This is a genomic window from Pseudomonas sp. SORGH_AS_0211 (genome assembly GCF_031453455.1).
In the GTDB taxonomy this organism is placed as follows: Bacteria; Pseudomonadota; Gammaproteobacteria; order Pseudomonadales; family Pseudomonadaceae; genus Chryseomonas; species Chryseomonas aestiva.
In genome coordinates this window covers 4819955-4840922 of the sequence record NZ_JAVIZV010000001.1, presented here as the reverse complement: position 1 = coordinate 4840922, position 20968 = coordinate 4819955, and the positions used below count along the sequence as shown (strand labels likewise).

Genomic DNA, 20968 nt, shown 5'->3' with positions numbered 1-20968 from the left:
TGTCGTCAACCGAGGCGCGCATTCTACGCTAACCTCACATCCTGTCAAGCGTTGATTTGAACTTTTTCGTTTCAACTCAACCACTTGCGCTTGCCTGACGGGTCTAGCCAATCTCGGCAGCGGGAGGCGAATCCTACAGCATCCCAAGACGCTGTCAACCCCCTCCGCTTCATTTCGTCATCACCCTGAGGCAGAGACCGAATGGCGAGGAATCCGTGGACCCCTCGCCCGGCTCAGACCTAAGTGCTTGATTTTCAAGCCCCTTCAGCATCTGCGCCGGAAGTGGGGCGCATTATAGGGGAGTTTCAGAGCAGGTCAACAGGTTATTTCAAATTTATTGCTGACGAACGCTGATGCGGGCAAAGGCCTTCTTGCCGGCCTGACATACATAGGTACGGCCGATCTCGAACAGGAAGCCGCGATCGACCACCTCGCCATCCACCTTGACGCTACCTGCCGCCAGCAGATCGCGAGCTGCCGCAGCGTTCTTCACCAGCCCGGCCTTGTTGAGGACGGCAGCGACCGGCAGCGCCGCATCGGTTTCCAGCTCGACTTCCGGCAGGTCTTCCGGCAGTTCGCCATCCTTCATGCGGTTGCCCGCCGAGCGGTGAGCGGTCTGGGCGGCTTCTTCCCCGTGGAAGCGGGCGACGATCTCCTCGGCCAGCTTGATCTTGATGTCGCGGGGATTGGCGCCCTGCTCGACATCGCGGCGGAATTGGGCGATCTCTTCCAGGCTGCGGAAACTGAGCAGTTCGAAGTAGCGCCACATGAGGGTGTCGGGAATGGATACCAGCTTGTTGTACATGACCCCCGGCGCTTCCTGGATGCCGACATAGTTGCCCAGCGACTTGGACATCTTCTTCACCCCATCCAGACCTTCGAGCAGCGGCATGGTGAGGATGCACTGGGCTTCCTGGCCGTAAGCGCGCTGCAGTTCGCGGCCCATGAGCAGGTTGAATTTCTGGTCGGTACCGCCCAGCTCGACATCGGCGCGCAAGGCAACGGAGTCATAGCCCTGAACCAGGGGATAGAGGAACTCGTGGATGGCGATGGGCTGGTTGCCTGCGTAGCGCTTGCTGAAGTCGTCGCGCTCGAGCATGCGCGCCACGGTGTACTGGGAAGACAGGCGAATGAAGTCGGCCGGTGACAGCTGATCCATCCAGGTGGCATTGAAGGCCACTTCGGTACGCGCCGGATCAAGGATCTTGAATACCTGGGCCTTGTAGGTCTCGGCATTCTCTAGCACCTGCTCGCGGGTCAGCGGCGGGCGGGTGGCGCTCTTGCCACTGGGGTCGCCGATCATGCCGGTGAAGTCACCGATCAGGAAGATGACTTGATGACCCAGCTCCTGGAACTGGCGCAGCTTGTTGATCAGCACGGTGTGGCCGAGGTGCAGATCCGGAGCGGTCGGATCGAAGCCTGCCTTGATACGCAGCGGGGTGCCGCGCTCCAGTTTTGTTACAAGCTCTGACTCGACGAGCAGCTCATCTGCTCCACGCTTGATGACCGCTAGCTGCTCCTGGACCGTTTTCATGGGGGCTTCGCCTCTGAATTTCGAAAGCGTGAACCTTATCAAGATGCCCCTAGTAGCCGCCAGCCGGCACGTCGGATCACCACCCCAAAGGGTTGTGACAGCCAGATTTTGATTATATTTTAGGCAGTTATTCACTTCTTTTAACGTCAGATCATCACTTTAGCTAAATGACGAAGCCAATCCCCAAAAGTCCGTTCTACCCCAAAAGCCACCTCGTGGCCGCCAGCGGGGTGGCCGCGCTCTTGAGTCTGGCCTTGCTCGTGTTTCCCTCCCAGCAGGTCGAGGCGAAACGCACTTCCATCAATCTGGATGTTGAACAGGACGCCCGGCGCGTCGTGCAGGGTCAGGATGACCTGAAGGAGCAAGTGCTCGCAGATACTCAAGCCGCGGACACCCAGTCCCCCTCCCCCTTTGCCCAGGTAGCCCCGGAGCAGACGGAAGCGCAGACCGCCGAGGAAGCGCCTGCCGAAGAAGTTGCCGCCACGGAACGCGTCGAGCCGCAGTGGAAGACCGAAACCGTGCGCAAGGGCGACACCCTCTCGACCCTGTTCGAGCGGGCCGGCCTTGCCGCTGCCGTGGTGCACGAGGTGCTGGCCAGCAGCAAGGAAGCCAAGAAGCTGACTCGCCTGCGGGTGGGCCAGAAGATCGAATTCCAGCGCGACCCTTCGGGTGACCTGCTGGCAGTGCGCACCAAGCTCACCGCGTTGCAGACCCTGTCGCTGGTCAAGTCCGACCAGGGCTACGAGGTCGAGCACAAGACCGTCACCCCGGACATCCGCAGGGCCTATGCCCAGGGCCGGATCAGCAGTTCGCTGTTTGCCTCGGCGCAGAAGGCCGGGCTGTCCCATGACATGACCATGGCGCTGGCCACCATCTTCGGTTACGACATCGACTTCGCGCTGGACATCCAGGAAGGCGACGAATTCGAGGTGGTCTACGAGGACAAGGTGGTCAACGGCAAGCACGTCGGCTACGGCAATATCCTGGCCGCTCGCTTCGTCAACAAGGGCAAGGCATACACGGCCGTGCGCTACACCGCCAAGAACGGCACCACCAACTACTACACGGCGGAAGGCGGCAGCATGCGCAAGGCCTTCATCCGTACCCCGGTGGAGTTCTCGCGGATCAGCTCGCGCTTCACCATGGGCCGCTTCCACCCGGTGCTGAACAAGATGCGCGCGCACAAGGGCGTCGACTATGCCGCGCCCACCGGCACGCCGATCCATGCCACCGGCGATGGCAAGATCGCCAAGGCCGGTCGCGAGAATGGCTACGGCAACGTGGTGATGATCCAGCACGGCAAGACCTATACCACCGTCTATGGCCACATGAGCCGGATCGCCAAGGGCATGCAGGCCGGCGCCTCGGTGAAGCAGGGCCAGGTGATCGGCTACGTGGGCATGACGGGCCTGGCGACCGGTCCGCACCTGCACTATGAATTCCGCATCAACGGCAACCACGTCGATCCGCTCGGGGTGAAGCTGCCCATGGCCGATCCCATCGCCAAGAACGAGATCTCGCGTTTCCTGGCGCAGAGCCAGCCGCTCATGGCCCGCATGGACCAGGAGCGTGCCTCTCTGCTCGCGATGAACAAGCGCTGAGATGGAACGCTATCTGGGGGTGATGTCCGGCACCAGCCTGGATGGACTGGACATCGCCCTGATCGAACAGGACGAGCGGACCCGCTTCGTCGCCGCCCTGGGCGTGCCCATGCCGGACGCGCTACGTCGCGAGCTGCTGGCGCTGTGTGCGCCCGGCGACAACGAGATCGAGCGCATCGCCCGAGCCGAACAGGCCTGGGTCAGGCTGGCCGCCCAGGGTATCGCCGAGCTGCTGGCCCAGCAGGGACTGACCCCCGCGGATATCCGCGCCGTGGGTAGCCATGGCCAGACCATCCGCCATCTGCCGGCACAGGGCTACACCCTGCAGATCGGCGATGCCGCCCTGCTGGCCGAGTTGAGCGGTATCGACGTGGTCGCCGACTTCCGCCGCCGCGACCTGGCCGCCGGTGGTCAGGGCGCACCCCTGGTCCCGGCCTTCCATGCCGATCTCTTCGGCCTGGATCGCCCGCGCGCGGTGCTCAACATCGGTGGCTTCAGCAACGTGACCCTGCTGGCACCGGGTCTGCCGGTACGGGGCTTCGATTGCGGGCCGGGCAATGTGCTGCTGGATGCCTGGATCCACCACAGCCAGGGGCGGCTCTTCGATGCCGATGGCGCCTGGGCGGCGCAGGGACAGGTCGTGCCGGCGCTGCTGCAACGGCTGCTGAGCGATCCCTTCTTCCTGAAGAGCGGACCAAAGAGCACCGGGCGCGAGCACTTCAATCTGCCCTGGCTACAGGGACAGCTCGTCCAGCATGAGGCGCAGGATCCGGCGGATGTCCAGGCCACCCTCGCCGAATTGAGCGCTCGCAGCATCGCCGAGAGCATCCTGGCCGCCCAGGCGGTGGACGAAGTGCTGGTCTGTGGCGGCGGGGCGCACAACCGGGACCTGATGGCGCGCCTGGCCAGGCTGCTGGCGCCAGCCAAGGTGCAGAGCACCGCAGCCTATGACGTCTCGCCGGACTGGATGGAAGCCATGGCCTTTGCCTGGCTGGCCCAGCGCTTCTGCGAACGCCTGCCCGGCAACTGCCCGGAAGTCACCAGCGCCCGTGGCCTTCGCGTGCTGGGTGCGCTCTACCCGCACTAGCCAGCGCGCTGGGCCGAAGGGGCTGCCGGGTCAGATGGAGAAGGACTGACCGCAGCCACAGGTGGTGGCGGCGTTGGGGTTCTTGATGACGAAGCGCGAGCCTTCCAGGCCTTCCTGGTAGTCCACCTCGGCGCCGGCCAGGTACTGGAAGCTCATGGGATCCACCACCAGGTGCACACCATCGCGCTCGATGACGGTGTCGTCGTCGGCGGAATCTTCATCGAAGGTGAAGCCGTACTGGAAGCCCGAGCAGCCGCCACCCGTGACGAAGACGCGCAGCTTCAGGCGGGGATTGCCCTCTTCCTCGATCAGGTTCTTCACCTTGCTGGCCGCGCCCAGGGTGAACTGCAGGGGGGTCGGGGTGAAGGTTTCAATGGTCATTGCCGTAGTCTCCCGGCTTGCGCCGAACACAATTCAGTCAGGAAATTATCCGCTTGCCCGAGCAAAACGGTCAACTATTGCGCGACCGTGGGCTGCCAGCCGAGACGACCGGAGTGAATGACTTGCCGGCAGCGCCACTCTAATATCGCGCCGCCTGATAAGGAGAACGCCCCGATGCTCTATCTTTGGTTGAAAGCCTTCCACCTGATTGCCCTGGTCTGCTGGTTCGCCGGCCTGTTCTATCTGCCGCGCCTGTTCGTCTATCACGCCCAGAGCAGCGACACCGTGAGCCACGAGCGCTTCTGCCTGATGGAGCGCAAGCTGTATCGCGGCATCATGCTGCCGGCGATGATCCTGACACTGCTGTTCGGCATCGGCCTGCTGGTGATCAATCCGAGCTGGCTGACCCAGGGCTGGATGCACACCAAACTGGCGCTGGTGGTGGTGCTGATCGGCTATCACCATGTCTGCGGCGCCATGCGCAAGAAATTCGAGCGCGGCGAAAACAAGCGCAGTCATGTGTTCTACCGCTGGTTCAACGAGGTGCCGGTACTGGTGCTCATCGCCATCGTCATCCTGGTGGTGGTCAAACCCTACTAGGTGCGCGGCGAATCCGCCGGCGACCGGCGTTTTCCTGGAGAAAGCAGTATGCAGCGTTATGCCCTGGTAACCGGTGCCTCGTGCGGGATCGGTCTGGCCCTGGCCGAGGCCCTGGCGCGGCGGGGTCAGCCGCTGATCCTGCTGGCGCGGCGCAAGGACAAGCTGGAGAGCATCGCCGCCGAGCTGGCCCAGCGCTTCGACGTGGAGGTGCTGTACCGGGTCTGCGACCTGGCGGAGCCGCTGCACCTGACCGGTCTGCTGCACGAGCTGGAGCAGAGCGAGAGAGCCATCGGGCTGCTGGTCAATTGCGCCGGGATCGGCAGCGGCGGGGACTTTCTCGCCGCCGACTGGCCGCGGGTGCAGGAGCAACTGGAGCTGAACATCCTGGCGCTCACCCGCCTGTGCCATGCCCTGGGCCAGCACATGGCGATCCAGGGTGGCGGCCAGATTCTCAACGTCGCCTCGACCGCGGCCTTCCAGCCCATTCCCTACATGAGCAGCTATGCGGCGACCAAGGCCTATGTGCTGCACTTCTCCGAGGGCCTGCGCGAGGAACTCAAGAAGCGAGGGGTGTCGGTATCGGTGCTCTGCCCCGGGCCGACCCGTACCGCCTTCTTCAAGAATGCCGGGCTGCACACCGGGCGCATGGAGCAGGGCAAGCTGCTGATGTCCGCCGAGGAGGTGGCCCTGGCCGCGGTGCGCGGGCTGGAAAGGCGCCAGGCGGTGATCGTCCCGGGCTGGCGCAATCGCCTGGGCAGCCTGTTGCCGCGCTTCTTCCCCCGCGCCCTGGTGCGTTCGGCCGCGGTGCGGGTCGGCAAACTCTTTCAACCCGCGTAAGGGTGATCCCGCCAGCGGAGCCTGCCGGTGAGCGGTGGCCGCTGGTACACTCGGGGTCTATTCAGCCAGCAGGAGATCGACGTGGATTGTCTGTTCTGCAAGATCGTCGCCGGGGACATTCCGGCCAAGGTGCTCTACGAGGACGACCAGGTCATGGCCTTCCATGACATCGCCCCACAGGCGCCCGTGCACTTTCTGGTCATCCCCAAGAAGCACATCGCGACCCTGCACGACCTCAGCGAGGCCGACGACAAGCAGCTCGCCGGCCATATCCTCTTCACCGCCCAGCGCCTGGCGCAGGAACAGGGCTGCGAGGAAGGCTTCCGCGTGGCGATCAATTGCAACGCCCTGGGTGGCCAGACGGTCTATCACATCCATATGCATGTGCTGGGCAAGCGGCAGATGACCTGGCCTCCGGGCTGAGCCACGCCCTGTCCTCCCTTCGCCTGCCAAGGAGATCACCATGAGATCCAAGCGCCTCTACTCCCCCCTCGATCGCCTGCTGATCCAGGCCGATACCGCCTTGCGTACCCTGACGCCCTTCAGTGGCGCCCCCACGCGCAGCTCGCCGGCCATTCCCCTCAAGGATGCCGAACTGAGTGACGAGGAGCGCCGTCACGCGGCCGGCCTCATGCGCATCAACCACACCGGCGAGGTCTGCGCCCAGGCGCTGTACCAGGGTCAGGCGCTGACTGCCAAGTTGCCAGAAGTCCGGGAGGAAATGGAGCGTTCGGCGGACGAGGAGATCGATCACCTGGCCTGGTGCGAGCAGCGCATCCGTGCCCTGGGTGAGCGTCCCAGCCTGCTCAACCCGCTGTTCTATGGCCTGTCCTTCGGGATCGGCGCCGGTGCCGGGCTGATCAGCGATCGCCTGAGTCTGGGCTTCGTCGCCGCCACCGAGGATCAGGTCTGCCGCCATCTGGACGAGCACCTGGACACGCTGCCGGCAGCCGACGCCAAGTCCCGTGCGGTGCTGGAACAGATGCGTATCGACGAAGAACAGCACGCCGAGCACGCCCTGGCGGCCGGCGGCTGGCGCTTTCCCACGCCGGTCAAGTACGGCATGAGCCTGGTGTCCAAGGTGATGACCAAGACCACCTACCGCATCTGACCTGCGGTTGGCGCCCACGAAAAAGCCCTGCCTTGGCAGGGCTTTTTGCTGTCCGGCTGGCTAGATGTCGAAGAAGACGGTTTCCTGCGGGCCTTGCAGATGGATGTCGAAGCGATAGGCCAGGCGGCCATCGATCTCGCAACGGCGCGCCAGCAGGGTGGGGCGGCGCTCCGGTTCCGGCAGGTTGTAGACCGGGCAGCGGGCGTTGGCCTCGGCTTCATCGTCGAAGTAGAGGCGGGTCTGCAGGTGGATGTTGATGCCGCGGGCGAACAGGGTGACGTTGATGTGCGGCGCCATGGGCTGGCCGCGCTGGTCGGCGACCTGGCCGGGCTTGATGGTGTGCAGCGTCCAGTCACCGGCGTCAAAGGTGGTGGCGGTGCGACCGAAGCCGTTGAAGGCCTTTTCCACGTCGTAGACCGGGTCGTACCGACCTTCATGGTCGGCCTGCCAGAACTCCAGGAAGGAATCGCGCACCAGGTTGCCGTTGCCGTCGAACACCTGGCCGGTGAGCAGGATGTGCTCGCCGGGGGCACCGGGCTTGGCCAGCTCGTTCCAGATCTCGACCGCGCGGGTGGGGTTGCCGGCGGCGGCCAGGGCCAGACCGATATGCACGTAGGGGCCGGCGGTCTGGGAGGGGGTTTCCGGCAGCAGGTCGTGGCGGTTGGGGATCATGTCGGCGTCCTCAGTGATGTTCGAAGAACGTCTGCCGCGCGCCGCGGGTGACGATGTCGAAGCGATAGGCCAGGCAGTCCATGGGATTGGCCATGCTCATGTCCAGGCGGGCGATGAGGGTCTGCACCGCGTCGGGATCGGCGATGGACTTGACGATGGGGCACAGCGGGATCAGCGGATCCCCCTCGAAATAGAGCTGGGTGATCAGCCGGGTGGCGATGGCCGGGCCCATGACCGAGACGTGGATGTGCGCAGGGCGCCAGTCGTTGCTGCCGTTGCGCCAGGGATAGGGACCCGGGCGGACGGTGCGGAAGACGTAGTTGCCCTGGCTGTCGGTACGGGTGCGGCCGACGCCCCCGAAGTTGGGGTCGAGCGGCGCCAGGTAGACGTCGTTCTTGTGCCGGTAGCGACCCCCGGCGTTGGCCTGCCAGATCTCCACCAGGGAATTGGGCACCGGCTTGCCGAACTGGTCGCGCAAGGTGCCGAACAGGATGATGCGTTCGCCCTGGGGCAACTGGCCGGTGCCGAAGTTGAGCAGCAGGTCGTTGTCGTGGGGCCCCATGGGCAGCCGCGAGAAGTCCGGGCCGCTGCGTTCGGAAGCGGTCTGGTGCTGCAGACTGACCAGCGCCTGACGCGGTGAGCGGGGAATGGAGGATTTGTAGGTGGGCGTATAGGCCTGGGGATGCCAGGTGCGATCACGGGCGACGTAGCGAACGTCGTGGGGCTTGTTATGCATTGGAATGCTCCACGGAAGGATCGGGGCCAAGGGCTGGCTGATCCCAGTGTGGCCCAGGGCGGCGCCTGGCTGAATTGAAAGCTGCGCCCCTTTCCATAACCTATTGGTTAAGTGTCAGCTCGCCGGCCACCTCGCGCAGGACGTCGCAGAACCTCTGGGTGGCCAGCGACAGGGGCACGCTGCCATTGCGGCAGATGCCGACCGAGCCGCCGGCTTCGCGGACGCCCAGCTGCACCTCGATCAGCTCGCCGCTGGTCAGGTCGCGACGCACCGCATCCCGCGGGGCGATCCACAGGGCCTCGCTCTGGCGGACATACTGGCGGCTGAGGGTCGGCGACAGGGTTTCCAGGCGCTGGGGACTGAGCGGGATACCGCATTGCACGAAGAGACTCTCGGCGTGGCGGCGGATGGTGGTTCCGGGCAGCGGCAGCACCAGGGGATAGCGCGCCAGGGTCGCCAGGTCCGCCGGCAGCGCCTGGCTCAGCGGATGCCCCGGGCGCACCACCAGGGTCAGGGCCTCGGTATAGAGATGTTCGAAATCCAGGCCGTGGATGTCGGGGCTGTCGGTCATGCGGCCGACCACCAGATCCAGATCGCCGACACGCAGCTGACCCAGCAGGTAGGCGCTGGGGCCGGTGGCGACGTTGACGATCAATTGCCGGTGCCGCTCGTGCAGCCGCGCCAGGACCTCGGGCAGTACCTGGCTTTCCACCGTCGACAGCACCCCTACCCGTACCAGGCCACCGGCCTCGCCACCGCGCACCAGCTCCATCCCTTCGCGCAGGGCCTGGACGCAGGGACCGGCATGGCGCAGGAACAGCAGGCCGGCCTCGGTGAGGGTCACCTCGCCCTTGCCGCGCTCGAACAGGCGCACTTCGAGAATCTCCTCGAGTTCGCGGATGGTCTTGGAAATGGCCGGCTGGGATACAGCGATGGCATCGGCCGCCTTGGCGAAGCTGCGCTGCTGGGCGATCTCCAGAAAGCACAGCAGATGCCGGAATTTGATGCGGTTGTCGAGATTCATGACGCTCTACAGACGAGACCCAGGCGCAGAGACTACCACCCGGCGGTCATGGAAAACCCTTGGAGTCAGCAGGGGCATCCTTTGCTACAGTGCCGCCTTGTCTTTCGGAATCTCTCCATGTCGATCCGTGCCCAGCAGAAGCTGCAAACGCGCCGGGCGCTGCTGGAATCGGCGCGCCTGCTGATGAACAGCGGCCGCGGCTTCGGCAGTCTCAGCCTGCGCGAGGTGAGTCGCCAGGCCGGTATCGTGCCGGCGGGCTTCTATCGCCATTTCAGCGACATGGAAACCTTCGGCCTGGCCCTGGTGGCCGAGGTGGGCGACACCTTTCGCGACGCCCTGCGCCAGGTGCGTCATCACGAATTGCAGCAGCGCGGCATGATCGAGGCCTCGGTGGAGATCTTTCTCGGCGCCGTGAGCGACAACCGCGATCAGTTCCTCTTTCTCGCCCGCGAGCAATACGGCGGCTCCCAGGCCGTGCGCCAGGCCATCGCCGAGTTGCGTCAGCGCATCACCCAGGACCTGGCCCGCGACCTGCTCGCCCTGGGTCGGCTGCCCCATCTGAGTCCGTCGCAGATCGATGTCCTGGCCGACCTGGTGGTGAAGACGGTGTTCGCCACCCTGCCGGAGCTGATCGATCCACCGCCGCTGACCACACCGCCGCCACTCTGGCCGGCGGCGAAGATGGTGCAGCAGCTCAAGCTGATCCTGATCGGTAGCAAGCACTGGCGGCGTGGCGAACGCACCAATGCCCCAAAGGAGGGCATCGCCATGCTAGCTGATGCAATGGCGCACCAAATAAGAGCGACCTGAACGCCAGGTCAACTTATAGTGCCCCAGAACCAGGCGACTTGCGCGCTTTGGCAGGCCCCTTGCTGTAGAGCTGGGCAAAACTGCCAAGAGTCCTGCCATGCTGGTCGTCCAAAGCCGCTGCGCGCCCCGGGAAACCTGGGACGCCGAACTCCACCTCACCTACGACGCCCGCAGCAAGAGTCGCCTGAGAGCCACCACCAGCACTGGCGAAGACGTCGGCCTGTTTCTCGAACGCGGACAACCGCCGCTGGCCGATGGCGACTGCCTGGAAGCCCGCGATGGCCGCATCGTGCGGGTCGTCGCCCGACCGGAAAAACTGCTGCATGTGACCTGCGCCAGCGCCTTCGAACTGACCCGCGCCGCCTACCACCTGGGCAATCGCCACGTCGCCCTGCAGATCGGCGACGGCTGGCTGCGACTGCTGGACGACTATGTGCTCAAGGCCATGCTGGAGCAGCTCGGCGCCCGGGTCAGCGAGATAGAGGCCGGCTTCCAGCCCGAGCACGGCGCCTACGGCGGCGGTCACCATCACTCGCGCCATGGCGAGGAAGGCTTCAACTACGCGCCCAAGCTGCACCACTTCGGCGTGCGCACGTGAATTCGCCTTTCGCCCTGCTGCGCCTGGCCAGTCCCCAGCTGCCGATTGGCGGCTACAGCTATTCCCAGGGGCTGGAACTGGCCATCGACAGCGGCCTGATCCGCAGCGCTGTGGAGGCCGAGACCTGGCTGCGCGACAATCTCGAACTCAATCTGGCGCGCTTCGAGGCGCCGCTGCTGCTGGCCCATTGCGAAGCCGCCGCGGCCGGCGACTGGACGCGCCTGGGCGCACTGGCCGAGCGTCACCGTGCCAGTCGCGAGACCACGGAATTCCAGCTGGAAAGTCGCCAGACCGGTTATTCCCTGGCGCAACTGCTGCTCGGTCTGCCGGAGCTGGATGATGCCAGCCGCCGCCTGCTCGCCGAGCTGGCCCCGACCTTCGCCCTGGGCTGGGCGCTGGCCGCCCGGACCTGGGCCATCGCCCCCCGGGCCGCCCTGGACGCCTGGCTATGGGCCTGGCTGGAGAACCAGCTGGCGGTGCTGATGAAAACCCTGCCGCTGGGCCAGCAAGCCGCCCAGCGCCTCACCTCCCTTCTGCTGCCGACCCTGACCGCCGTGGCCGAGCAGGCCGCGGTCCTGCCCGAAGCGACCTGGGGCGGCGCCCCCTTCGGCCTGGCCCTCAGCAGCATGGCCCACGAGCGGCAGTACAGCCGCCTGTTCCGTTCCTAGGAGATCTCCTGATGACTACCCAACCCCTGCGCATCGGTATCGGCGGACCGGTCGGCTCCGGCAAGACCGCCCTCACCCTGGCCCTCTGCCGCGCCCTGCGCGAGCGCTACAACCTGGCGGTGGTGACCAACGACATCTACACCCGCGAGGACGCCGATTTCCTGGTGCGCAACGAGGCCCTGGCGCCCGAGCGCATCCTGGGCGTGGAAACCGGCGGCTGTCCGCACACCGCCATCCGCGAAGACGCCTCCATCAACCTGGAAGCGGTGGACCAGCTCAACCGCCGTTTTCCCGGGCTGGATCTGATCCTGGTGGAATCCGGCGGCGACAACCTGTCCGCCACCTTCAGCCCGGAGCTGTCCGACCTGACCCTCTACGTCATCGACGTCTCGGCCGGCGACAAGCTGCCGCGCAAGGGCGGCCCCGGCATCTGCAAGTCGGATCTGCTGGTGATCAACAAGATCGACCTGGCCGAGCAGGTCGGTGCCTCCCTGGAGGTGATGGATCGCGATACCCGCAAGATGCGCGGCGACAAGCCCTTCGTCTTCAGCAACCAGAAGACCGGCCTGGGCCTGGAAGAGATCATCGCCTTCATCGAGAAGCAGGGTCTGCTGACCGCCGCCTAGGAACCTGCTCACGACCTCGCGAGCTAGAGACAAACAAGGCGAAACGGCCTGAGGAAGTGGAATTTACAAGTGGTAAATGAGCATTCCGAAGGACTTTTCAACGCCGTTTGGCCGACGCGCAGCAGGTCGTGAGCAGGTTCTGAGTCCAGGATTTCATCACTCAAGGAGCCCCCCATGAAACACGCCAAGATCCTCGCCACCGCCGCCCTGCTGCTCGCCCCGGCCCTGGCTTTCGCCCATCCGGGTCATGCCGAGAATGGCCTGGCCGCTGGGGTGCTGCACCCCCTGACCGGTCTCGACCACCTGCTGGCCATGCTCGCCGTGGGCCTCTGGGCCGCCCAGCAGCAGGGCAAGGCGCGCCTGGCGCTGCCCTGCACCTTTGTCGGCACCATGCTGATCGGCGGCCTGCTGGGCTTCACCGGGCTGGAGCTGCCCTTGCTGGAGACCGGCATCGCCGCCTCGGTGCTGGCGCTGGGCCTGCTGGTGGCCCTGGCCGCCCGTCCGCCGGTGGCCGCCGCCGTCAGCCTGACCGCCGCCTTCGCGCTGTTCCACGGCGTGGCCCACGGTCTGGAATTGCCGGAGATGGGCAATCCCTGGGCCTATGCCCTGGGCTTCGTCGCCGCCACCCGCCACCCTGCATGGCCTGGGCTATGCCGTGGTGCGCTACCTGCCCCAGGCGGCCACGCCGCTGGTGCGACTCGCCGGCGTCGCCACCGCGGTGGCCGGGGGCTGGCTGCTCGCCGCCTGATCCGTCAGGCGATCCCCAGCTGCTGGCGCAATCGCGCCAGCACGCCCTCTTCCGCCACCGCCGGCAACTGCGCGGTATAGCCGCCAAAGCCGGCGAAGCGTGTGGCGAAATCCACCTCGAGCACGAATCTGTTGTCGAACTGCGGCGAGGCCAGGGGTGCCAGCACCTCGGCTGAATAGGTGTCGCGCGGATCGCTGCCCAGCCGCACGGGCAGGTCGCCGCTCTGCTGCCGATAGGCGACCCAGGGCGAATAGGTGAAGGCTTCCAGCCGGCCCCGCGCCAGGTCCAGTTCCAGCAGGCGCAGCAGGCCGTTGCCGCCGGCGTATTCGGTCTGGTAGTTGATCAGCAGCAGATCCACCGGATGGCCGAGGTCGTTGGTCAGCCGCAGGTGGCCGCTGCCGTGGTTGTGGCCGTTGAGGGTCAGGAAGATCTGGTCGTTGCGGCGGATCAGCCTATTCCATAGCCGCACCCCGGTGTCGTTGCGCCGGGTGGAGAGCACGGCCTGGCCGTTCACCAGGTCGACGATGTTGTGCGAGGCCAGGATGGTCGGCAGGTGCGGATAGCGATCCAGCATCCCCTGGGCCCAGTCCAGACTCTGGTCCGAGGGGCACCAGTCCAGGGTCAGTAGCAGGAAGCCCTGTCCCAGGGCAGAGAAACGATGGGCCTCGTTGAGGCCGGTGACATCGCGTTCGATGAAGGTGGCCTGGCGCGCCGCTCGCTCGCGGCCGAAGTACTGGGTGAAGAGTTCGCGACCGTCGCGCAGGCGATCCTCGGTGTAGAGCTCGACGACGTCATGGTCGCCGGTCATGACGCTGTAGGGCACGCCAGCCTGCTCCAGGCGTGCCATGGCATGACTGGCCAGGGCCCATTCGCCACGCTGCTCGGCGTTTTCCACCAGATCGCCCAGGTGCACCACAAAGGGCAGGTTCAGCGCCGCGGCGTTGTGCGCCAGCCAATGGGTCTGGGCATGAAAGGCCAGCGCCGGCGAATAGCCCAGGTGACCATAGCGCTCCACCCGCCGGCCATTGGGCAGCATCTCGTGGTTGTTCTCGCTGTAGTACTGGGTATCGGGCAGCACGCCGAGCAGGAAGCTGCTGCGCGACGGCAGCGGCGCCAGCGGCGCGAAGGCATGCCGTTCGAACCAGAGTGCGCGGTGTTCCGGCAGGCCGTAGCGCTGGGTTGGCTTGCAGGCGGCCAGCAGCGGCAGACCGGCCAGCGCCAGGCACAGCCGGCGACGTTTGAAATCGGGCGAATCGGTCATCACAGCGGCCTCAGGGCAGGTAGTAGGCCTGCCAGCGGTTGTCGTTGAAGCGGCCTTCCAGCACCGGTCGGCGACCGGCCAGCGGGGTGCCGGCCAGGGCCGGCTGGCTGTCGGCGTCGAGCAGCACATAGGCGGGTCGGGTGACCTGGGCGAGCTGCCCTGCCTGGCCGATATCGATGAAGGTCGGCAGGGGCACGTCGTAGTCGAGGTTCATCAGGTAGCGAAAGGCCTTGGTGTCCTGGCCCAGGCCAAGGAACACCAGTTGCCCGGGCTCCCCCTGGCGCAGGCTTTCCAGGCGGGTGACGAAGGCCCGGGTGTCGTAGCGCAGCGCCTGCATCGGATCCAGCGCCAGCACCACCAGCAGCCATTGCGCCAGGGCTGCCGCGGCCAGGGGCATGCCCAGGCGGAAGGTCCCATGCTCGCGCCAGGCGGCCACCAGGGCGAACAGCGTCAGGATGGCGAAGGCGCCCAGCAGGAAGCGCAGGTCCAGCTCGGGCCACCAGCCCGCGGCCTGCAGCTTGGGCTGCTGCAGCTTGACCAGCACCCCGAGCACCAGCGGGAAGATCACCAGCAGCGGCAGAAACAGCCGCCGTACCCAGGCCAGGGCACCCTGCCCCTGCAGCAGCACCCAGCCGCCGAGGGCGGCGCAGGCGGGCATGGCCGGCAGGATGTAATAGGGTTTCTTGAAGGTGGGTATCGACAGGGCCACCACGATCAGCAGGGCGAAGCCGGCCAGCTGGAGCAGCAGGCGGCTGTCCGCCTGGGCGTGGCGCAGCCGCCAGTGGTGCCTCAGCGTCGGCAGGGCCAGCAGCGCCAGGGGAAAGGCCGGCGCATAGCGATAGAGACCCAGTTGCAGGAAGTACCACCAGGGATAGCCGGCGCCGTCGGTGTCGTCCAGCCGCCCGGAGACCTGCATGCGCAGCACGTCTTCGACAAAGACCGGGCCGCCGGTACGCCAGGCCAGGCCGAACAGCAGGGCGCAGCACAGCGCCAGCACCACGGCGCCCACCAGTCCGTAGCCGAAGCTGCGCCGCCAGTCGCCCTGCAGCAGCCAGTAGACGCAGACCACGCCACAGGGCTCGATCAGCCCCAGCGGCCCGCGCACGGCGAAGCCGGCGGCCAGGCACAGGAACACCAGCGCGCGGCGCCGGGGCAGGCCACGCTGGTCGGCGCTCCACAGCAGATAGAAACAGCCCAGCGCCGCCAGGGTGACGAACTGATCGAGGCAGATGGAGCGGGCCTTGGCGAGGAAGCCATTGGTGAGCAGCAGCACCAGTACCGCCAGCAGGCCCCAGGCGCGGGACCGCTCGGCCAGCAGGCGATAGAGCAGACCGACGATGGCCGCGGAGGCCAGCGCGGTGGGAATCACCGTGGCCAGGCGATTGACCTCGCCGAACAGTTGGGCGAAGACGTCTATCAGCAGCGTCGAGGTGGCAGGATAGTCCGGATAGGGCTGTCCGTAGCTGGTCGGGAAGGCACTGGGCCCGTGGCGAAACATCTCCTGGGCGAACAGCGCGAAGCGGCCGTCGAAGCCGATGAAGGGCTGCTCCCACAGCCCCAGGGTGAACAGGGGCACCGCCAGCAGACACAGCGCCAGGCTTTCGAGGCGCAGGCGCGCCAGACTCGGGATGGACGACACGCGGCAGGACTCCGGCAGGCGGGGAAGGACGGGCTCGCGACCCGGCGCCACTATCGCCGAACAACCTTAGGGATCGCTGAAACCAGGCTGACGGCAGGCTGACAGGAACCCCAGGACAGAGCGGTTCGGCGGCGAGGCGGTCGCGACTATGCCGCCGAACTGAATATTTTTCATGACAGCTGCATCCAGAACGCCGGCTGCCGGGTATAGCCCCTACAGTCCAGCCGACTGTGCCCCTTCTCAATCCGGAGCAAGCGCATGAACAACACCTCTAGCCGTTGCAGCATCCTGGCCCTGACCGCCCTGCTGAGCACCCCGCTGCTGGCCCAGGGCGAGTTGCCCGAGGCCGTCCGCGTCCCCGCCGGCAACAGCCTGATGCTGGAAACCGTGGGCAAGGGCATCATCGTCTACGAGTGCCGCGACAAGAAGGACATGCCTGGCCAGACCGAGTGGTTCTTTGTCGGCCCCAAGGCCGACTTGCATGATCGCCAGGGCAAGCCGGTGGGACGCTACTACGGTCCGCCGGCCACCTGGGAAGCCGCCGATGGCTCCAAGGTGGTCGGCAAGCAACTGGCCGTCGCTCCCGCCGGCGCCGGCAACCTGCCCTATCAGCTGGTGGAAGCCGCGCCATCCGAGGGCAAGGGCGCCTTCCAGGGCACCACCTACATCCAGCGCACCGCGCTCAAGGGTGGCGTCGCGCCGACCAAGGCCTGCACCTCGGCCAACAAGGGCGAACAGCAGACCGTGAACTACCAGGCCGACTATCTGTTCTGGAAGAAGGGCTGAGTACCTGCTCATGATCTGCTGCGCGTCGGCCAAACGGCGTTGAAAAGGCCCTGGGTCGCCAGCCCGGTCGGAATGCTCATTTACCACCTGTAAACTCGCCCGCGAGTCCGATCCGCTTCCTCAGGCCTTTTCGCGGGGCCGCCCAGGCCTTGTTTGGCTCTAGCTCGCGAGATCATCAGCAGGTTCTAAGGTCCGGGGGACAGCCAGGAGCGGATCGGCTAGGCTCGGCTGATCCGGTCGCCACCCTGGCGTCCCCAGCCTGGCGCGCCCTCGTGACCGACCGCTCCCCTGATCCAGCCGCCCTGCTCGCCGCCTGTGCCCGGGGCGAGCGCGCCGCCCTGCAGCGCCTCTACCAGAGCGAGGCGCCGCTGTTGCTGGGCATCGTCCTGCGCCTGGTGCGCGATCGCGGGCTGGCCGAGGACATCCTCCACGATGCCTTTCTGCGCATCTGGCGCGGCGCCGCCGGGTTCGCCCCGGAGCGCGGTTCGGCGCGTGGCTGGATGTGCAGCGTGGCACGCAACCTCGCGCTCAACGCCTTGCGCGATCGCCAGCGCCTGGTGCCCCTGGCGGACGGCTGGGAACCCCTGGCCGAGCCTGCCGATCCGGCGCGAGAGGCCAGCGGCCGCCGCCTGGAGAGCTGCCTGCAGAACCTGGAAGCGCCACGGCGGGAGGCCATCCTGGCCGCCTACCTGGACGGCTGCTCCCATGGCGAGATCGCCCAGCGCCTGCAGGCGCCGCTGGGCACGGTGAAGAGCTGGATCACGCGGGGCCTCAAGGCGCTCAGGGAGTGCATGACATGAACAGCGAGACCACCCTGCCCCCGGACGAAGAACGCGAACGCCTGGCCGGCGAATACGTGCTGGGCACCCTGGACGCCGAGGAGCGTCGTCGGGTGGCAGGTGCGCTGGCGACGGACGCCCTGCTGGCCGCCGCCGTGGCGCGCTGGGAGGCGCGTCTGCAGCCGCTGGCCGAGCGGGTGCCACCCGTCGAGCCCGGCGCGAATCTGTGGCCTCGCATCGAGCGCAGTCTGGGAGAGGCCGACACGCGGGTCATCAGCCGGCGCGAGTCGCTGTGGCAACGGTTGGCGCTCTGGCAGGCCCTGAGTGCGGCCGGACTGGCCGCCAGTCTGGTGCTCGCGATGCTACTACTGCTGCGCCCGGTACCCACGCCAAGCTACCTGGTGGTGCTGGCGACGCCCAGCGATCGGACACCCGGCTGGGTGATCCAGACCGCCAGCGCCCATGACCTGCAGCTGATTCCGCTGGGGCGCGATGCCGTGCCGAGCGGCAAGACCCTGCAATTCTGGACCAAGGCCGATGCCTGGCAGGGCCCGGTATCTCTGGGTCTGGTCCAGCCCGGACGTACCCTGCAGGTGCCGCTGGACCGGCTGCCGCCGCTGGAAGCCAACCAGCTGTTCGAACTCACCCTGGAAGACCAGGGTGGCTCGCCCACCGGTCGACCCAGCGGGCCGATCCAGTTCATCGGCCGGGCGGTGAAGGTGCTCTAGGCGAACGTCTCAGCTCTTGCGGTGGATGTTGAAATTGCTGAACGCCTGGCAGGTCGCCATCAGCTGGATGCGATTGATGTTGACGTGCTTGGGCTGGTTCAGCGTCCAGTGGATGGATTCGGCGATGTCGTCCGGGGTCAGGGGCTCGGTGCCGGCATAGACGGCATCGGCTTTGGTCTTGTCGCCGCCGAAGCGCACCACCGAGAACTCGCTCTCGGAAAGACCCGGCTCGATGTTGGTCACCCGCACACCGGTGCCCAGCAGGTCGGATCTCAGGCTCAGGCTGAATTGCTTGAGGAAGGCCTTGGTGGCGCCATAGACGTGGCTGCCCGGATAGGGATAGTCGCCCGCCACCGAGCCCAGGTTGACGATGCCGGCACCGGCGCCATGGGCGATCAGCCGCGGCAACAGTAGACGGGTGCAATAGAGCATACCCTTGATGTTGGTATCGACCATGGTGTCCCAGTCGTCCAGGTCGCAGCTCTGCGCCGGCGTGTTGCCCAGCGCCAGACCGGCATTGTTGACCAGGGCGCGCAACTGGTTGAATTCCTCCGGCAGGCCGGCGACCGCGGCTTCCACGGCCGCGCGATCCTGGACGTCCAGCACCAGCGGCAGCACCTTGGCCTGCCCGGACAATTCCTCGGCCAGGGCGTGCAGGCGATCCTCGCGGCGGCCGGTGATGACGATCGACCAGCCGTCCTTGGCGAAGCGGCGAGCGGTGGCGGCGCCGAAACCGGAGGTGGCGCCGGTGATGAAGATCGAAGACATGAAAGATTCCTTCTGCGAGGGAGTTGGGCCGAGGCCCACGATAGCTCAGGGTCATTGGTCAGGCGAATACTCAGATCGCCGGGAATCCAGCGGATCAGTTATAACGCCTTGGTATTGCAAGGTTTTCCGCATACTGGCGAATTTTTGAACAGTTTCCGCCAGGCCAGGCGCCCTGGGCCTCACGTCCGGCTATGCCAAGCTTATCCACAGGACGATCCACGGAATTCCTGTACAGAACCCGGACCGGGCTTCAGGTGGATAAGTCTGCCGCTGTGAGCCAGGCGGGCGGCTCGGCCGGCGCCAGGCCGGTGCAGGCCGCCTCGACACAGGCGGCGAGGCCGGCAAAGCGCAACTCGCGACCGGTGAGGCCCGGGCCGTAGTGGGCGAACTTGCCGGAATTGGTCAGCAGGGTGCGGGCCGCGGGTGGCACCAGGGGCTCGCCGAGCATGCACCAGCAGGTGTCCCCTACCAGCTGGGCGCCGAAGGCTTCCAGCTCGGCCAGGCTACCGGCTCGTTCGGCCGCTGCGCGTACGTCTCGCCCCAGGGTGATCACCAGGGCCACCTCGGGATGCCGCTGCCGGCCGCGACAGAGCTCGGCCAGGCGCTGGCATTCCTCGGCGGAAAAATGTGGATTGCCCAGGGCTACCAGTTGCACCTCGCGCGCAGTGGCGCTGTCCAGTTCCGCCCAGGCCTGGTGCAGGTCGGCCAGGTCCAGGTCCTCGACCTCCAGCTCGGGCGGCGCGACCGCAGCCAGGATCGGCGCCTCGGGGGTCACCCCGACCAGATGGAACAGCGGTGCCGCCGAGGTGGTGGCGAAGGCGGCACCAAAGGCCTTGAGATCGTCGCGGCTGGGCCGACTGTTTTCCAGCCCCAGCACTGCCGGAATCCGCATGGGCGAACGCAGGCCGATCCAGTAGCCGAGCAGCGGATAGAAGGCGTCGTCATGACCCTCGGGTACGCTGACCCGGAAGACCTTGCCCGCGCGGCGACCGCTGTCCAGATGACAGCCGGCCAGGGGTGCCCGACCGGTCAGGGCGGTGCAGATGTCGAGGAAGTCGGCGTACTTCTGGGTGCGCGCCCCCAGCACGCTGTTGGCGAAGACCACGGCATTGGACTCGGCCCAAACCACCTGTTCGCCCAGGGTCGGGGCGCTGTCCAGCAGATAGGGGGCGCAGGTGAAGGTAGGGCGACAGCCCAGGGCCACATAGGCCTCGGCCAGGGCACTGGCCGGTTCGCCCAACGCTGGCGCCACGCCCTGCGCGCGCCAGCGGCGCTGATCCACCGACACCGCATTGAGGCTGGTGGGCACCCGCACCCGACCGCCCCACTCCACCAGTCGCTGGGCGAAGGCCAGGCTGGCGGGACCGGTGTAGATGCAGCCGTCGATATGGGCCTGGGTGATGTCGAGCAATTCGCGAGCGCCCTGCAGCTGCGCCATGCGCACCAGGATCTTCATCGCCGCCTGCACGGCCTGGCCCTCGGCCCCCGCCAGCTTGGCCTGGTCGGTCGCGCTGAGCTGCACGTCGGCAGGGGGCTCGGTAGCGCTGCCGGGAAAGAGCGCTCCGGGCGCGCCGACCCAGCCATCGCTTACCGCGATCTCGTCCTGCCCGGCGAGGGCCGCGAAGGCCTCGGCGCCTAGGCTGATGACCGGCAGGGAGCGACCGAAGAGTTCTTCCGCGACGATGGCGCCCAGGCTGAGGATCTCGTCCGGCTCGGCCAGCAGCAAGGCCGTCGGCCCGCGGCCCGCCAGCAACAGCTCCAGCAGCACGGCGCTGCCGGTGCAGGAACCACGACCGCTGGGAATGGCCAGGATGCGTCCGGCCAGTTCCAGGCCGTGCAGGGGATGGTGGCGATCGATCACCCGGCCGCTGGCCGGATCGACGCCACCCCAGAAACTCAGGCCCAGGGGCGCCCAGGCCAGGCGTCCCCGGGCCTGGCCAGCGACCAGGCAGCGACCGCGGACCGCCGCCACCG

At 66.7% G+C, this 20968-nt stretch carries 22 protein-coding genes and 1 pseudogene; 14 read left to right on the top strand and 9 right to left on the bottom strand.

Annotated elements, in window-relative coordinates; genetic code table 11:
- Positions 1–334 precede the first annotated feature (334 nt).
- On the bottom strand, positions 335–1534 hold the full coding sequence (gene tyrS, locus QE393_RS22410; protein WP_273806664.1) for a tyrosine--tRNA ligase: 1200 nt from the start codon (positions 1532–1534) through the stop codon (positions 335–337).
- A 167-nt stretch (positions 1535–1701) separates the two neighbouring features.
- Between tyrS and QE393_RS22400 the strand changes: the two genes are divergently transcribed.
- Together QE393_RS22400 and QE393_RS22395 are read left to right on the top strand one after the other, a co-directional pair.
- The gene (locus tag QE393_RS22400; RefSeq protein ID WP_405046269.1) at positions 1702–3135 is read left to right on the top strand and encodes an OapA family protein; all 1434 of its coding nucleotides are present in this window, start codon (positions 1702–1704) and stop codon (positions 3133–3135) included.
- Between the two features lies 1 nt (position 3136).
- Positions 3137–4222, top strand: a complete 1086-nt coding sequence (locus QE393_RS22395; protein ID WP_273806667.1) for an anhydro-N-acetylmuramic acid kinase — start codon at positions 3137–3139, stop codon at positions 4220–4222.
- A 30-nt stretch (positions 4223–4252) separates the two neighbouring features.
- Here the strand turns inward: QE393_RS22395 and erpA are convergent, their stop codons facing one another.
- Positions 4253–4603: an iron-sulfur cluster insertion protein ErpA gene (gene erpA, locus QE393_RS22390; protein ID WP_007162616.1), complete on the bottom strand. Its 351-nt coding sequence runs from the start codon at positions 4601–4603 to the stop codon at positions 4253–4255.
- A gap of 174 nt (positions 4604–4777) precedes the next feature.
- Here erpA and hemJ point away from each other — a divergent pair, with 174 nt between their 5' ends.
- The 4 genes from hemJ (at position 4778) to coq7 (ending at position 7151) form a co-directional block, all read left to right on the top strand.
- On the top strand, positions 4778–5203 hold the full coding sequence (gene hemJ, locus QE393_RS22385; protein ID WP_273806669.1) for a protoporphyrinogen oxidase HemJ: 426 nt from the start codon (positions 4778–4780) through the stop codon (positions 5201–5203).
- A gap of 48 nt (positions 5204–5251) precedes the next feature.
- Positions 5252–6040, top strand: coding sequence for an SDR family oxidoreductase (locus QE393_RS22380; RefSeq protein WP_133863071.1), 789 nt, complete (start codon positions 5252–5254; stop codon positions 6038–6040).
- A gap of 81 nt (positions 6041–6121) precedes the next feature.
- Positions 6122–6463, top strand: a complete 342-nt coding sequence (locus tag QE393_RS22375; protein WP_273806670.1) for a histidine triad nucleotide-binding protein — start codon at positions 6122–6124, stop codon at positions 6461–6463.
- A gap of 40 nt (positions 6464–6503) precedes the next feature.
- A complete protein-coding gene (coq7, locus tag QE393_RS22370) occupies positions 6504–7151 on the top strand; it encodes a 2-polyprenyl-3-methyl-6-methoxy-1,4-benzoquinone monooxygenase (protein WP_187980448.1) in 648 nt (215 codons plus the stop codon).
- Positions 7152–7211: 60 nt separating this feature from the next.
- On the opposite strand, the gene pcaG is transcribed toward coq7, so the two are convergent.
- The 3 genes from pcaG to pcaQ all read right to left on the bottom strand — a co-directional run bounded on the left by pcaG (position 7212) and on the right by pcaQ (position 9583).
- On the bottom strand, positions 7212–7823 hold the full coding sequence (gene pcaG / locus QE393_RS22365) for a protocatechuate 3,4-dioxygenase subunit alpha (RefSeq protein WP_273806671.1): 612 nt from the start codon (positions 7821–7823) through the stop codon (positions 7212–7214).
- A gap of 10 nt (positions 7824–7833) precedes the next feature.
- On the bottom strand, positions 7834–8559 hold the full coding sequence (gene pcaH, locus QE393_RS22360; RefSeq protein ID WP_273806672.1) for a protocatechuate 3,4-dioxygenase subunit beta: 726 nt from the start codon (positions 8557–8559) through the stop codon (positions 7834–7836).
- Positions 8560–8659: 100 nt separating this feature from the next.
- A complete protein-coding gene (gene pcaQ, locus QE393_RS22355) occupies positions 8660–9583 on the bottom strand; it encodes a pca operon transcription factor PcaQ (RefSeq protein WP_273806673.1) in 924 nt (307 codons plus the stop codon).
- Positions 9584–9700: 117 nt separating this feature from the next.
- On the opposite strand from pcaQ, the gene QE393_RS22350 reads away from it, so the two are divergent.
- The 5 genes and pseudogenes from QE393_RS22350 (at position 9701) to QE393_RS22330 (ending at position 13033) form a co-directional block, all read left to right on the top strand.
- Entirely contained in the window at positions 9701–10393 is a 693-nt protein-coding gene (locus QE393_RS22350; RefSeq protein ID WP_273806674.1) for a TetR family transcriptional regulator, read from the top strand.
- Between the two features lie 97 nt (positions 10394–10490).
- Entirely contained in the window at positions 10491–10991 is a 501-nt protein-coding gene (gene ureE / locus QE393_RS22345) for an urease accessory protein UreE (protein WP_273806675.1), read from the top strand.
- Positions 10988–11659, top strand: a complete 672-nt coding sequence (locus tag QE393_RS22340) for an urease accessory protein UreF (RefSeq protein ID WP_273806676.1) — start codon at positions 10988–10990, stop codon at positions 11657–11659. Before ureE ends, QE393_RS22340 begins: the two co-directional genes overlap by 4 nt.
- A gap of 11 nt (positions 11660–11670) precedes the next feature.
- Positions 11671–12285 (top strand): urease accessory protein UreG, encoded by a 615-nt coding sequence (gene ureG, locus QE393_RS22335; RefSeq protein ID WP_273806677.1) that lies wholly within the window; start codon positions 11671–11673, stop codon positions 12283–12285.
- Between the two features lie 174 nt (positions 12286–12459).
- Positions 12460–13033 (top strand): annotated as a pseudogene (locus QE393_RS22330) (HupE/UreJ family protein).
- Between the two features lie 4 nt (positions 13034–13037).
- Here QE393_RS22330 and QE393_RS22325 read toward each other — a convergent pair.
- Positions 13038–14294 (bottom strand): metallophosphoesterase, encoded by a 1257-nt coding sequence (locus tag QE393_RS22325; protein ID WP_310045603.1) that lies wholly within the window; start codon positions 14292–14294, stop codon positions 13038–13040.
- Between the two features lie 10 nt (positions 14295–14304).
- Positions 14305–15933, bottom strand: coding sequence for a glycosyltransferase family 39 protein (locus tag QE393_RS22320; RefSeq protein ID WP_273806680.1), 1629 nt, complete (start codon positions 15931–15933; stop codon positions 14305–14307).
- 258 nt (positions 15934–16191) lie between these two features.
- On the opposite strand from QE393_RS22320, the gene QE393_RS22315 reads away from it, so the two are divergent.
- From QE393_RS22315 to QE393_RS22305, 3 genes are all read left to right on the top strand, one after another.
- Positions 16192–16719 carry a DUF3455 domain-containing protein gene (locus QE393_RS22315; protein WP_273806681.1) on the top strand — a complete coding sequence of 176 codons (528 nt, stop codon included), beginning with the start codon at positions 16192–16194 and terminating at the stop codon, positions 16717–16719.
- Between the two features lie 272 nt (positions 16720–16991).
- A complete protein-coding gene (locus tag QE393_RS22310) occupies positions 16992–17519 on the top strand; it encodes a sigma-70 family RNA polymerase sigma factor (RefSeq protein ID WP_273806682.1) in 528 nt (175 codons plus the stop codon).
- Positions 17516–18226 carry an anti-sigma factor domain-containing protein gene (locus tag QE393_RS22305; protein WP_310045602.1) on the top strand — a complete coding sequence of 237 codons (711 nt, stop codon included), beginning with the start codon at positions 17516–17518 and terminating at the stop codon, positions 18224–18226. The genes QE393_RS22310 and QE393_RS22305 overlap by 4 nt, the downstream gene beginning before the upstream one ends.
- Before the next feature lie 9 nt (positions 18227–18235).
- Here QE393_RS22305 and QE393_RS22300 read toward each other — a convergent pair whose 3' ends face one another.
- Positions 18236–18994, bottom strand: a complete 759-nt coding sequence (locus tag QE393_RS22300; RefSeq protein ID WP_273806684.1) for an SDR family oxidoreductase — start codon at positions 18992–18994, stop codon at positions 18236–18238.
- A gap of 250 nt (positions 18995–19244) precedes the next feature.
- Positions 19245–20966 (bottom strand): aconitase family protein, encoded by a 1722-nt coding sequence (locus QE393_RS22295; RefSeq protein WP_273806685.1) that lies wholly within the window; start codon positions 20964–20966, stop codon positions 19245–19247.
- Positions 20967–20968: the final 2 nt, after the last annotated feature.